The following is a 15,267-nucleotide window of genomic DNA, read 5'->3' as shown; positions in this document are numbered from 1 at the left end:
ATATTTTATCTGCTATAAATATCTTTCAATAAGAATTCTATGATCTTCAGATAGGTGTTCAATATTTTTGAATGTTATTTGATTTTCATCGATTGTTTCTATACAAGGTACTAGCCATTCAAAATCGTCCGCAGAAAATCCATATTTAAGTAGCCAAATCTCTGTTATATCAGTTGTCCCAAATTGTATAAAGTTCGATAAGTCAAGAGCAAGCGGGTCTTGTGTTGCTTGGTAATATAATTTCAAGACAGCACAAATAGGAGTTGACAGAGATAGATTAATTACTTTATCAATATAGTCATATGTATCATATACGAGTAAATCATATTTAAATGAATGAGGTGATGTTTGGAATAACGTAACATTCCGTGCATTTCTGTTGGGAAGGGATATTGCAATAGGAGTTCTTTTTAGTGTTAATTGTCCTAGTTCAATTGTTTTTTGTTCTTCTGTAATATCCCCATTTCTATATCTTCTGTTGATTTCTGCTTTTTTCGATTTTTGTTGAATATAGCTTTGTCTTAAAGAAACAATTTCTTTAAAAGATTTTCCTTGTACTCTCCATAGAAGCATTGGGATAGAGGCGCTAAGCACTGTTTTTTCGGCAGGCGTTAATTCTTGTCTTCGTAAGTGTACGACATATATTCTTCTGAAGTGCTCTTTAATACGATTCCTTTCGACGGTCGGTATTTCGTAATATTTATCTGCAGAAATTAATCTGCCTCTCTTAAATAATTTTTCTAAGATATAAGCTACATCATTAAACACATCAGAATCCAGAATTCGTTGTTTTTGAGATTCAGTAATCTTTAGATCATTATTAAATGTATTGTTTTGAATAGCCTCGATTATATCTTTATGATCTTCTGGTGCAGCATCTATATTTTCGGATAATGCTGATATCTCGGATAGTGTACTAGGATTAATTAAACGATTGCAGAATGTATTCTTATGAGATTCTGATATAACTACATATCCATAATCGAATACATTTGAATTATTAGTAGTTCTTCCAGCTCTGCCAATTAGATTTTTTAAGTCTAAACGTTTTTTGTCTTCTGAACCATTAAAAACAAAGTTATCAATCCATACGACATCAAAAGGCATATTGATCCCTTGAATCAGAGTTGATGTAGCAAAGCATATTTTTGCGAAGCCACCAGCAACGAATTCTTCAATCATCCATCGCATTTTTAATGGCATTGAGCCATGATGAAGCACAATACCTCTTTTCATCAGAGACAGAAGAAGTGAGTGCTTATCACCATGTAGCGAGCCGCCAATATATTCTTTTAGCCTTTCAAAAATAACTAATGCTTTGGCATCTTTTATTTCATCACATTGATCTATGTACTCTTTAAAATCTTGCATAAATTCTTCAGAGTACAGTTTGTCTTTTGAGACATAGACCAAAACACTTCCATTATTATTTAGGCAATCAAGGATAACATCATTGACAATTATAGAATCTGTATCCTGATATGGGGAGAACAGCTTGAATGTATTTCCCTTCTTGGTGTAGTATAATTTACCTACAGAATTTTGTTTATATACTTTATATGAAATGCGGTCGACTAAGTTGTTTCTTGTAAGTTGTGCTTCAGGATTTGATACGAACGGATGAGCAAATACCTTTTTTGCGTTAGGAATATAAAATTCACACTTTCTTACCAATGCATCAAATAGCATTCCTCTATATGCATCCTCAGTAATCTGTGCTTCATCGAATAATATAAGGCCTATATTTAAAGATCCTAATATAGGAAAAACATCATCAGCTCTTTCTGGGGTGACGATATATATGCGTCTATTAACATTATTACGATTAACGTCTTCTATGAATTGTAATACAAGGACGTTTTTGGGGACAATTTTTCTAATTGTGTTGATATATTCAGCTATGAGTGCACGAGAGGGTAAAACTATAACAACATCATTGTCAACAATTGACAATAAGGATCTAAATAGAAAGGACTTACCGCTGCTTGTGGGAGCTGAAAAAGAGAAAATTTTATTGTTGTTAATCTCTTTAAATTCACTCGCTTGTACTGGAGTGAAATCAAAACTTGTTGCCTGTTTTATTGAATCACGATGAAACTTATAGGATAGTTCAATAATAGACTGAGGTTCTGTAGTTTTATAGAACAGTCCCATTAGATACATTAATTGATGCTCATAATCTTTAAACAAGTCTGGATAAAACTTCTTGATGCAAGCTAATGTTTCTAGATGGCATGCTGAAACTGGACCAGACTTATGTATATCTATTAAGATATTATCCATTAATTCTTTAAGATAGGATATATCTTCGTTTCTTTTGACAATCATACTATTTCTACTGTAATTAGATAGACTTCTGGATAATTAAGTAAAGCACTAAATGTAGGATATTTAATAGCATTTTCTATTATATGCGGCAGGTTTCGTGTATTAACAGAGAATGCTGCGGCAAATCCTAATTGATCTGTTAAAACATTGCGTGCTGCATTCTCTGTTGCCAATACTCTAAGATGACGAAGTTCTCTACTCATCTTATTATCATTAATGAAATCGCGTATTTGATTAAAAGCGTCATAATATCCATTTTGAGTACTTTTATATTTGGCTTCTCCATATACAATTATATCAGAAGTACTTAATGTATGGAAATCAAAACCAGGATTACCTTTTATTTGTTCTTTCCATAATTCCGCTATTGGAATCTTTGTATGAGTAAGTCCTTGGACTAAAGCTTCTTGTGCATTCATTGAAACTAAATATTCACCTAAGTCATCTTTTAGATTTCCAGGTGTATAAGAAGCACTCAGATATTCGTTCGTTATCATATTGCACAAATCTCTAATTGTAGGTTCTGCACAAGCAAGATAATTGGCTTTGTCTATGTCGTCAAGTGTTGCCAACCAACTAGTATCTTGAAGCCATGTTATTATTTGCATAGCCTCAATTGGAATTTCTGCGCTTGATATTTGTGTATCAAGTTCAAATACACAAGGATGAGATGGTAACCCATAGTGTGTTAAATCAATTTGTTGGATATTTACGATGTTCATATAGATTTATCTGTTGAATCCAAATTTATTCCATGCCTCCATAACCAAGCGTTTGGTACGGTACTCGCCAAGTTCTCGGAGTTCTCGCTCTTTGAGCACGCGGAATGTTTCGTTGATACAGCCTTTGCCACACACATCTTCGGGATCAAGGATATAGCGAAGATCCTCAGTGGTAAGACCATATAAATGAGCAAAGATGGCATCTAGTTCGGCTTGCCATACAGCTCGTTGCCCTTCATTCCATATGACTGGTTCTTCAGGAAGGTCATACTCTGGTGGGCACTCTTCTCGTAACTCTTCCATCCAACCATCCAAGTCGTGGTTGAACCAGCAAAGGCGTGTTACACGCTCCACAATGTCCTGTTCGTAACCCGATGCGGAAACCTGTTCGGTTGTAAGGACTGGAAATTGTTTCACAAAACTGATACTGGCATGACTTCCTCCAATTTTTTGTCTTGTTGTATAATCAAATACTAATGAAGACATCATTCCCAAAAGCAGCGCTCCGGGCATAGTGCCACGCTCCACGAAGAGGAGCGTGGCACTATGCCCGACGCCTTCGGCGTCGGGAATAGGCGACACTATAAATGTGCGTTCGTTTGTCGAATTTGTAATATCTCGAAATCCGATAAGCCATTTATGTGTCCATTCCCAAATAATATTATCTTTAGCATCTACTTTAACAAGCCGATTCTCAACTTCCTCTTGTGGTATCCAATACCAAGGCATTGGAGTGTCGTAAGGATTTGCTAGTTGTTCTAAAGTTGGTGTCGGTACTGTATTGGGGCGCTCTCCTTCGGTAGGCCAATTAGCATAGTGATGATTATAATGCCAAATCATTTTTCCTTCATATAGTGGAACATAAATCTGATTATTCAATAAAAATCTATTTCCTTTTAAATATGCCCCTTCATTGATGAGTTGAGAACAAGTACGGAAAAGGTGGGAATCGTTAGACATATGAATCATGCTGCCAAACTTAATATTCCAAGGATTTTCACTTGTTGTATCATTTATCATCACTTTACAACGGCGATAAATCTTAGTAGTAAGCATTGCATCGCGACTGGTACGAAACACCGGGCATGTTTTTGTATTTGGATTTAGAAGTTCAAAATCTGTTGTTTTAAGTTTATAAATTCTTGCAGAATCGAGAAGGTGATCTAGACGAGTAAGATAAAATCCGCCTGAAACTTCACGTGGATTATTTTGTTTTTTCCCAACTGTAAGGAGACAGAATTTAAACATCCGATGAATATCAAATAAGCCTTCTTTATTCTCAAAATCATAAAGAGATATTAACCTGTTTTCTTCAATGAGATTTGAGAAAAATATCTTATTACTATCATTTACTGCAATACCTGTAGGCAATACCAATCCCCATGCCTCTCGTGAGCAATTATAACAATGCTCAGCAAATAAAGGATATAAATCAATATCTCCAGTTGCTGTCATCGAGAAACGACCGCTGAAGCGAACATAACGACTCATGGCTTCAGCATTAGCCAGAGCCATGTGGTATACTATATAAAGTTCTGGATCAGTTTTTTTAAGGTCTGCAATAGCCTGCTTCCGTTGTGCTGCGGTACCCGCATTTACAATATCCGCACGCCCATTCTGCTCAAACCATTTCTTATCTTCCACCTTGATTTTATCCCAAGGTGGATTACCACACATCACATCAAATCCGCCTCCATCAGCAAATACCTCGGGAAACTCAACGCACCAGTGGAAGAAACGATTGGTTTGTGCCACTTCGTTCACTTCTTGTTTGAACGAATCAGGAAGGACCTGCAAACCTTCTATCTCCTCAACTGTATAATCAAGATATTTTATCTCTTGTAATGCATTATAGACTGTACGAGTATAGGGAATATTGAATGGGGTAAATGTCTCGCTTTCATTATCAAATTCAGAAGTTAAGTCTGTTGTATGGAATTGTTTGTAGAAACTATAAACATATATATCACAAGCTCTTCGAAGACATTCTACACGAGGAGACTGCATCAATTCTTCCCATTTTGACTGTTTTGTAAGTTCTTGCAAAAGAGAATCCTCAGGTAAGGCATTTATCTCTTTTACTTTACCTGCTAATCCTATTTGCTCACTATCAATATTTTGAATAGCAATATCCTGACTAAATAAGGTTATAGATAAACCCATATTTTTCCCATTACGAACTAAATCAACATCTTTGAGTGCCTGTTTGTTGAGCTCAATAATTCTTTTCTTAGTTTCTTTGTCATTAGCAGTAAATGCTTCTTTGGGAACACCATTAAGGAGTACGTCAAGGTTGGTCACTCCAACTACAGAGTTACCACAACGAATATGATGATCAAGGAAAGAAAGAGGTTTTCCTGCACAATATCCTTCAATCCAAAGTACAACTTTACAAAGTTCTACAGCGTCAGGATTATAGTCAACTGCATAGATGCACTTCTGAATTACCTCACGAAGCGATTCGCGATAGTCGAGCGAAGCTGGGTTGTCTTCGCCAGTACGTAAGGTAGAGATGTACCAGGCCAAAGTTCGAGCCATGGCCAAAATAATATGACCAGAACCGCTTGCTGCATCACATACTTTCATAGAAAGAAGTGAACGAACTTTTTCCTCGGTAGTCTGACATTTAGCAATGCGTTCCTTTATCACCGGTTCCAATGTAGTACGGATTAAATTTTGTACGAGATCCGGACGGGTATAGTAAGAACTGGATGATTTTCTATCAAGTCCTGCTCCAAAAGTAAAGTTCCATTCTGAGACGGATGTTCTCGGCGTAATAATAGCACGCATTTCAAGAATACCCTCGTATACTGAACCAAACTCTTCTACATCAAGAGATGAATAATTAATCTTTACACGATTTTGCTTTTCATCTCTAAACTCATTTAGGCAAGAGAAAGCAGCAAGAAGCTGTTCATTGGTAATTTTGCATTGACGTAAATAATGTAATGTCTCAGAAGCGAATAATACGCCTCCAAGAGGTTTTATAAAGAGTGGAGCTCCGAATTTTTCATCTTCAAAAAGTCGGAAAGAATCCATTAATCCTTCCCATAAATCGCAGTAACGTTCATTGCGTAAATAGGGTAACTCTGACAAGCCACGTAAGCGAGACACTGCATAATATTTTTTGTAAATTTCCTGGCAACGAACTTTTTGATCATAATCATTATCTGTATCCGGAGCACCGATATTGTATACCAGATTGCGGTCTTCAATAATGAAGAGAAATAATAATCTGTAAATAAAATGAATCAGTTCTTTATTCAAAGTCTGTGCGTTTGCTTCACCATTGATGACAGCCTGTCTGAATACTTCATTACCTTCACCTTTTCCGCATACCACTGCATGGCCCAGTATTTCCATCGCTTTTTGAACGGCATCACTCAACCCGGCACGAATGCGGTTGCCGCTTTCAATAGAACGATTGAACCATTGTTCCATAATACAGGCATTATCCCCGCTGTGTGTAAAACGGGAAGTATGCATCAGTCGGAACAACAAGCAGAATTCAGCATAATGATCTTCTTCGACCATACGACGTATATCGAATTCAATATATGTAAGTTTGACTAATTGCCCTGTATTACGAATTATACGCAATACCTGACCATTAGTCACTATACCATACACATGTTCTGTATTATTTAAATAATCAAGCATAGTGGCTTGGGGTGACTTTTGACGGCGTTCACCTTTGATTCGCTGGTCGAGTGTGCATTTGTCGAGAAGATCTAATTCTGCATCACCAGTTTTATCTCCGACTATAATAATTGGCATTTGGTCCAATTCGGGGCAAATATAAGGTATGTCGAACTTACGTTCGCCTACTTCAATTTGTGTAGGTTGATAATCTAACTGATAATCAAGACTCGAAAAGAACCGCTCCATGAGACGACGTACAGCTTTCGTTCCATATGGGTCGCGAAGAGAGTTACGTTCAGAAAATAGTTTCCAATCGTTACGCAGACTGCTCCATGCATTATCAATTTTGGCCGTGAGCGAAACATCAAGATTAAAATCTTGTTCACGGTTGCCTTGCATGGAAGATTCAGTCTCTATTTCATGTAAAATATCATCTGAGAGAAGATGTCCATATATATGTATAGAAGTATAATCCATATCCAATAGTTTATTTTATAAATGTGATACTTTGGGCGTATAAACAAACGCAGCTATAACATCCATGGGGAGAATTGGCTTTACTACCTGATATTCTGATTCTGAAAGATACGTACGGTATCGTGCAAACGAACGTACAAGGTTGTTTGCACGTTCTGTGGCAATGTCGTCGGTGTGCAGGCGTAGTGTCGCTTCATTGTTAATCCATTCCAAACGGCGGTTGAAGATATTGCGTTGAGCAGCTAAGTCAATATTACCGGTTGGCTGTGAATCCAAAAAAAGATTTTGGCATTCAGCCTCTGAAATGAAATCATGATTGTCTACTTTCCCCTTATACCCAAAGAATATCATTTCCTCACCAACCAATTGATTATCGTTGTGTTTTGTCTCGCTAATTACAGATCGGACTCGCATAAGGAGTACGGTAGTAACCGTATCAACTTTGTCTGTCTCTATAACCATTGCACGGCAAGCTCCCAAGTCTCCGCCGTTGATTGTATCATTGACAACACTCCTTGAAAGATCTTCTACGAAAGTGTGATTACGTCCAATATACATGTAGTTTTTAGGAGTAGGCGAAGCAAATGAAATCCGCACTGTTCCTTTTTTATCTACCGTCCGTTGAAAGTAGGATTTCAAATTTTCTGGCAGTTCGATAAATTGGAAGGAATAGCACAGTGGAATACTATCCACTTTCACATTGATACCGGCATGTCGTAATTCTCCGATAACGAAATCCCTTGTATCGTAAATATCACCTATAACCTTTTTGGCTTCATTCAGACTTTCAATCAACCGGGTCGGATCCATTGCTTTCGTATTATGGGCAAAGTAGGTATGTGACTTCTTTTCAATTTCTACAGCTCGTTGAATACGTTTATCATGTTCTTCAACCGTTTCTGAAGCCCACTCCATATCAAAAAGAGTCGGCTGTTTAATAAATTCCTTTTTCGTGTCGAGTACAATAATCTCTTCCATAATACTCTCCATAAGCGTAGAATCATTATCGGCAATTGGGATGTAAATACCTAATGATTTTCGAATCTGATTTTGCTTACGATAAAGTACTTTCATGATGATTTTGTCGACAGGATTCGTGTCTTCATCAAAGAGTGTAAAAATCGCAACTTCTTTTTCAGTCTGTCCAAAGCGATCTATACGACCGTTACGCTGTTCCATACGATTAGGGTTCCATGGTAAATCATAATGAATAACACAATTAAAACCCGTTTGAAGATTTACTCCTTCTGAAAGGCAATCAGTACATACTAATACATGGCGAGGTGCTTTAGCTAATTCTTCAATCTTCATTTTACGGTCTTCATCCGTAAGTCGACTGGTTATCACTTCAACCGATACATCTTTGTATTTTTTATTGCCAGATAAATGTTTGGCTATATAGTCTTTACAATATTCTGCTGTCTGTATATATTGGCAAAAGACTATTGGAGCATATCCAGAATTTAAGGCAAACTCAACATTCTTTGCCAATTCTGTAACTTTGCTATCTTGTCCCTTTTCTTTGATTTCTCGAAGGATTGAAATGAATGAACGGAACTTGTTCTTCTCACTATTTGATGATTCCTCGTATGATTCAGGAATTACATCATCATTGAAAAGCCCATCTTTTAATGCATCATTAAACTTATAAATCTTGTCGTTATCTTCTGCTACATTTTCAGAATCATTAGAGCGTTTGTTTATTTTGTTCTGTAGCATGCTAATACCTGCATCTGGACTTGACATCACACCTCTGATAAGGGCCAATAGATCCCAGTAAATATAGCGTTGTTTTATTTTACCTAAAGAACGTGCAGCTTTGACACCTTCACGTACATAGTCTATAATGTTCATAAGGAGAGCATGGTACTGAGCACTTAATTCATATTTGGCATCAAATTGAACGCGAGTAGGAAATATCATATCATTTCCTACATAAGGTTTAACATCTGCACGACGGCGTTGGATAAAATAATGTGACAGTTCTTCACGTTGGCGAGCATCTTCCAATGTGAAATGCTCAAACTCAGGTTTTAAGAGCCCGATAAGTGATTGAAATTCCTCATTATTTCCACTATGAGGAGTTGCAGTAAGAAGTACTATATGCCTTTCTGATTTAGACAAATCAGAAAGTAAAGCATGGCGTAGCTGCTGACTCTTGTTGGCACCTTTGGGCTTAGCGCAAGTATGTGCTTCGTCCACTATGATAAATTCCGGACAATGTTGTAGAAACATTGGCTTTCGGTCTGAAGACTTAATATAGTCTATAGAAATGATTTGGAAGGGTATATCGCGGAACACATTTTGATTGGCACGCATATTCTTTTCCAAACGGCTTATTGTGCTGGAGCGGATAATTTCGGCTTCCAGTCCAAATTTATCGCGAATTTCATTCTGCCATTGCTCGCATAGGTGTGGCAAACATATAATAGCAAAACGTTGAATCTCTTTGCGATCCAAAAGTTCTTTAGCAATTAATAAAGATTCCAAAGTCTTACCTATACCTACATCATCTGAAATCAGCAAACGTATAACCTGGTGTTTCAGGGCCAATATGAGGGGGACCATTTGGTAGGGGCGAGGTTCAAAAGAAAGTCGTCCTAAACAATGGAATGGTCCTGCTATGTCACGAAATGATAATCGGCACGCATTATAAAGAATACGTGCTGCCTCAGGATAACTATTCGCTCCCACATCATCAGATGAGGGCTTGCGAAAATCATATGAGCAGACCATTGAATTTAGTTGGTCTTTATATAATGGCTTATACAGACCGATAACTTCGGCATCTGTACCACCTAAAGGTTTGATAATTAATATATCTTTATCTGATGACTGTTGAACCACCCATGGACGTGAGCGAAATTCAACAAGTGTTCCTGTCTTATATTCCATCTCAATTAACTTATTGGAGTAAATATGTCTGAATGTGCAGATACAAACTCTGCCAATGGTGTTTTATAATACCAAACGATGACTACATAGCCGGCATCTTCAAGCACTTCTCTTTTCTTTCTATCATCTTCCTGCACTTCTGGTAAATCATGAGGTGTTCCATCACAAAATACCACGATTCTATCACCATACATGAAGTCAGGTTGTACATAATATTTTTCTGGAAACATTGGCTGGGCTTTATCTGGTAAGCGAAGCTTATGTTCATATAAATATTTTAAGAATTCGTATTCTGTGCTGCTATTATGATCCCGGGTTGCTTCGAGTTCCTCATACTGTTTATCGTAGCTTTGAAGTTGGCCAGCATTACGCACTTCTATATCAGCATTCATCATGATAGATAATGTATTATATATTTTTCTAATATCAATAAGTTGATGATATGGCTGATTGTAGTAATTAAGCAAATTAGTATAATCTGCAGGAATTAACTTGGCACGCTCTTCCTCAGAGAGTGGTGTAGTTTTTCCATAACAGATTTCATAAGCTCGTTTTACTACAGCGTGATAAGATGCTGGCTCTAATACCAAGCGTTCTAGTACGCCTAATGAGCCTTCCGCGTTCTCGTAAATGAGAAGATTGGGGACTTTTTCTTCACCCATTACATCGGCTCCTATTTCACTACCTTCTATTTGAAAGACATCTTCTATAGCTTGCTTAAATGCATACAAAAATGTACGAACAGCTCCTTTATCTGATAAAGCAAGCGTATCAAGAGGCTGAATATAAATAGCATTTGCAGTTGTCTCTGTAAATAACTTGACGTACTTGATACTGTTTGGCTCTTCCGGATGCTGTTGTTGTTTTTGCATATGAATTGCCATACGTTCTGCGCTAATCCAGTCACCTGTTTTTGTATCAAAAGCGAAGCCATTCGCATTGTCGTCATTCTTTGATTCCAGAATATAGGTCAAGCGGCATGAGGGAATGTAACGAATATTGGCTAAATGAGTTCCATTATTAGTCTTCAGTTCACACACACTTATTGCACGAGTATCATCCGAAGAGAAGTAAGTGTTTAATTGATAGAACTTTCGGCTGCGTTCTTCTTCTTGACACGTAATTTTTTCGCTTTCTTGTGCTACCATGTCTTGCAATTGTATACAGTAGCCTGGTATCATTTTAGAGACACCATCAAGACTTTCTCCTGTGATTATATCTGTATGATGTGAAGCATTCTCTTGATTTTTATAAATTACTCCTGTTTTGGGATTGTAGAAAAATTTGTTAGGCGTTACTTCACCTGCCAACATCATGCGAGATACACGGAATTTACCACCATCATTGTAGATGATATTTTGAGGACCAAATTCTGTTAATGCCAATGATTTTGCCCGGCTAAGATATTCTACCTTATCACTATTTTTATATTGCAGTAAAGCTCTCTGAGGTAATTTTGTAAAATTATATCCTGGCAAGAATCCTTCACTGGCAAAATATCTGTAAGGATAGAATTCATTCTCTTCAGCATTTTTCCCTTGATTTTGTCCGAGAAGCATATCGCGAAGTTCGATTCCTCGTCTTTCCTTTAATAGTGCCTCTTTCTTTTCCTTGGAATTTTCACCATATATATTATTTCTAGTAACAGTTTGTGCTTCTTCAATCTGCTGTTGAGCTAATTTATATAAGCTACGCCAGCGGTTGAGAGCTTTGTCAAAATCATATAAATAACTATCCAAAATCCGGTCCATCCAACTGTCAGAGAACCAATATGGCATCTCTTTGTCGATTCTACTAGACAAATAATAGTCTGATATCGCTTGCTTAAAAATAGCTTTAATCTCTTGTTTTCGTTCTTTTGAAAGTTGGAGATGATGAACAACTTCGGGTTTTAACGTAATGTTATTTGCATTACTATAATCAACCAAATCTGCAATCCCGTTAGATAATTGAGGAATGGGGCATATGGATAATATAGTAGAATGCAAATGGGTCGAGAATAATTCTTCGTTAACCAATTCCATACGTGGTGCTTTTACCTCACCACTCACCATCTTTTCAGGATGACGAAGATAATAATTTTCGTGAGAGTTACGTGTACGGCAGTAAGTATAGATTAAAGCTGCTTGACCGCTACGTCCTGCACGACCGGCACGTTGAGTATAATTTGCTGGAGTAGGTGGAACATTGCGCATACCCACTATAGATAGGTCTTTAATGTCAATACCAAGTTCCATGGTAGGTGAACAGTATAGTACAGGAAACTCTCCATTACGGAATTGCTGTTCTCGTTTTTCACGTTCATCTTTAGGAACCTGACCTGTATGATCTTTCGCTTCCAAATTTATAATGGAAAGCGGAATATTTTTATAGAAGTTCTGAAAATATTTATTAGGGGTATAAACAATTTCATCCCCAATAGTCCTAATTCTTGTAAGATCTGTTCTCACATTTTTTTCATCACCTTTTTCCCATAAAATGCATGAATAAAATAATTGGTAAGCTCCGTCATTTTCTTGAATGTAATTACCCAATGCAGCAAATAAAGATTGCATATAGGAAACATAATCTTCTGAATTACGGATTGTTGCAGTACCTCCATTTATATTCAAGAAATCGCGAACAAAAAATGCCAATTTAGAGCGATAGCCAGCGACCTCTTTTCCAAAAGCCTTGCGCTTATTCTGTGGTTTTACAAAGCATAATGCATGTGAGGCAGTAATTCTGTCGTTATCGTCTAATGTCCATGGACTTTTTAGATTTTCTCTAACTTGTTTCTCTATGTCTTTTGCAGCCTCTTCTGTTCTATCATCAGAATATATGCACAATTTGTGACGCATATAATCCAATATTTGGGTGATGAAGCGTTCCTTATTTTCATCAGATAATCCGTCTAGTTCAGGTATATCATAGAGACGGTCGCAACCATTTTCACCTGTAATTTCGTCATGGAGATATTCATAATTAATCTTCAATAGTGCACATTCTTCAAGATTGGGCATGTTTACTTGCCAGTTTCCAGCCAGATCATCGTAGATGATAGTTCCTAAATATCTTTCCATTACATTTTCTACTTTCTTTGCACGCCCTCCAGTCCAATTGGGGAATCGGAAATAATCGTTATGAGAAAGATGAAGGTGCTTAAATACGAGTCTAGCAATTCTATCACTACCAATAGGCTCATCTGCTTCTTTTACAGCATTCCAAATGGCAGAGCGTATTTTACCTATACGTATAAAATCATTAAAATGGCCAGATTGTAGGGCAGCATCCTGACGAGCATCTACAAAAGTCATGACTTTACAGTCTGCAGGTTCTACATTTGCATTTCTCATTTTTATGACATTCTCATATGAAAGTACGGTTGTTGCTGTGCTTCTACCTTCACTACCAATTTTTGATAACTTAGACCATTCTTTACTTGATCCTGAATAGATAGCTTTTGCCGTTGGATCATACTTCAGTGGACTTGGCACATATATTCCTTCAATACACTCATTATTAACATCTTGAACTTCTGAAAGGTTCCCATATATTGTAAAATAAACTCTTTTTGGGAAACGATCTAAATAAGTTTTCTTAAATTTTCGATTCCCATTTTTATCTATAGTGTACCAGTCCTCTGGAATATCATCTGAATTTGGATTTAGTAAGAAATCTTCAACAGATTCATTCTTGTGGGGAACGATAATATAACCGTTATTTATAGTAAATTCTTGCTCTTCTTCATCTAATTCATTACGCTCATCGTAATTTCTGGGGAGAAGAGTGTCGTTTATAATTTTTACAGAATACAATTCATGTCCGCTTAAACGACTGAACATGATAGGATAATATTGTACTTTATGCTCATTATCAGACAATTCTTCACAATATAATTTTTCATCAACTGTAATGTAACGGTTTTCAGGATTTCCTAATGTTGCATATACATTGCCGGTCTGAGGAATAAATTGATGGATTTTATAAGGTAATAGATTAGCCCCTTGATTAATATTAATATCATTACACCAGTTTAATATATCAATAATGTGCTGAATACAAATATCTATTGAGACTTTTTTATCAATATAATTATGTAATTGTTCAGCTATTTTCTTAATAGAACAAGGAGCTCCTCTGAAGTACTTTTGTTCCTGTTTGTCAAAGCGCAGCGCAATGTTCTGCTCAATCCAATTGGCTGTAGGATGATTGCGGAGCATATCAGCATTTAAATCTGATTGAATAGGAGAATTTATAGCTGCTAGTATATCCTCTTTAGAATAATTAGTATTGGATAAGCCAACCTTCAAAGTCTCATCTACAACTTGATTAATATTATAGGAACTGCCAAAAATACAAGAAGCAACTTCTGCAACCTTTTGACGCTGTTCTTTATAGCTAAGTTTATCATCTGCAACCATTGTGGCAGATGTTCCAAAACATAACACAGGCTTTTTAGCTTGTGCCTTTATTCGCCTAATCAAAAATGAGACATCACTACCTTGCATACCACGATAGGTGTGCAATTCGTCAAATATCAAATAATGAAGATTCTCAAGGAAACAATCTCTGAGCCGTTTTTCATCACCAGCGCGAGTCATTAAAAGTTCCAGCATCATATAGTTGGTTAATATGATGTTGGGAGGCGTAGTTTGTATGCGTTCTCGAACTTGTGAATCTTCTTGTCCTGTATATTTGGCAAAAGTAAACGGGCATTCTTTTCCTGTTGCACTTTCATACTGTTGACGATATCGAGCCAGCTCTTCGGATTGAGAGTTGATGAGCGCATTCATAGGATATACAATAATGGCTATTGTTTTATTGATAGAATCCTCTTGATGTTGTAGTATATAATTGAAGATGGTAGCCATAAATGTACGAGATTTGCCCGAACCTGTACCTGAGGTTACAATAAATTCTTTATCTTGACATCCTAATTCTATCGCCTCCTGTTGGTGTTTATAGAAGGGATTCTTAAAAAATAATCCTAAATCTTTATGAATAGGGAAGCCATTTTTGATCATTTGACTTACATTGATTCCAGACGCAAAATTAGGATTAAACTGAATTAAGGCATCCGGCCACAATTTTTCGCTTTGAATGGCCTCACTAACCTCTTTTCTTATCCGTTTGTCTTTTATGGAAACGAAACTACCGATATAATCTTTATAGCTTCGTTTTAGTTCTTTGTATATATCTAATATATTCATTTGTATATAAT

The 15,267-nt window shown here is 36.7% G+C and carries 5 protein-coding genes; all 5 read right to left on the bottom strand.

Features of this window, described 5'->3' with window-relative positions; all coding sequences use genetic code 11:
- Positions 1-12 precede the first annotated feature (12 nt).
- From WKU26_RS01100 to WKU26_RS01080, 5 genes are read right to left on the bottom strand one after another with little or no spacing between them, the layout of a single operon-like run.
- A complete protein-coding gene (locus tag WKU26_RS01100) occupies positions 13-2,328 on the bottom strand; it encodes a DEAD/DEAH box helicase (protein WP_340320576.1) in 2,316 nt (771 codons plus the stop codon).
- The gene (locus WKU26_RS01095) at positions 2,325-3,050 is read right to left on the bottom strand and encodes a hypothetical protein (RefSeq protein WP_340320575.1); all 726 of its coding nucleotides are present in this window, start codon (positions 3,048-3,050) and stop codon (positions 2,325-2,327) included. The genes WKU26_RS01100 and WKU26_RS01095 overlap by 4 nt, the downstream gene beginning before the upstream one ends.
- Positions 3,051-3,056: 6 nt before the next feature.
- Positions 3,057-7,169 carry an Eco57I restriction-modification methylase domain-containing protein gene (locus WKU26_RS01090; protein WP_340320574.1) on the bottom strand — a complete coding sequence of 1,371 codons (4,113 nt, stop codon included), beginning with the start codon at positions 7,167-7,169 and terminating at the stop codon, positions 3,057-3,059.
- 15 nt (positions 7,170-7,184) lie between these two features.
- The gene (locus tag WKU26_RS01085; RefSeq protein WP_340320573.1) at positions 7,185-10,064 is read right to left on the bottom strand and encodes a helicase-related protein; all 2,880 of its coding nucleotides are present in this window, start codon (positions 10,062-10,064) and stop codon (positions 7,185-7,187) included.
- A gap of 5 nt (positions 10,065-10,069) precedes the next feature.
- A complete protein-coding gene (locus tag WKU26_RS01080; RefSeq protein WP_340320572.1) occupies positions 10,070-15,256 on the bottom strand; it encodes a DEAD/DEAH box helicase in 5,187 nt (1,728 codons plus the stop codon).
- Positions 15,257-15,267 lie beyond the last annotated feature (11 nt).

It is taken from the genome of Phocaeicola sp. HCN-40430 (assembly GCF_037890285.1).
Lineage (GTDB): Bacteria > Bacteroidota > Bacteroidia > Bacteroidales > Bacteroidaceae > Phocaeicola > Phocaeicola acetigenes.
This window is presented reverse-complemented; position numbering and strand designations above follow the sequence as displayed.

Bases quoted from the DNA above. Each gene is read 5' to 3' on its own strand.
- WKU26_RS01100 (WP_340320576.1), bottom strand. From the start codon at position 2,328: ATGATTGTCAAAAGAAACGAAGATATATCCTATCTTAAAGAATTAATG.
- WKU26_RS01095 (WP_340320575.1), bottom strand. From the start codon at position 3,050: ATGAACATCGTAAATATCCAACAAATTGATTTAACACACTATGGGTTA.
- WKU26_RS01090 (WP_340320574.1), bottom strand. From the start codon at position 7,169: ATGGATTATACTTCTATACATATATATGGACATCTTCTCTCAGATGAT.
- WKU26_RS01085 (WP_340320573.1), bottom strand. From the start codon at position 10,064: ATGGAATATAAGACAGGAACACTTGTTGAATTTCGCTCACGTCCATGG.
- WKU26_RS01080 (WP_340320572.1), bottom strand. From the start codon at position 15,256: ATGAATATATTAGATATATACAAAGAACTAAAACGAAGCTATAAAGAT.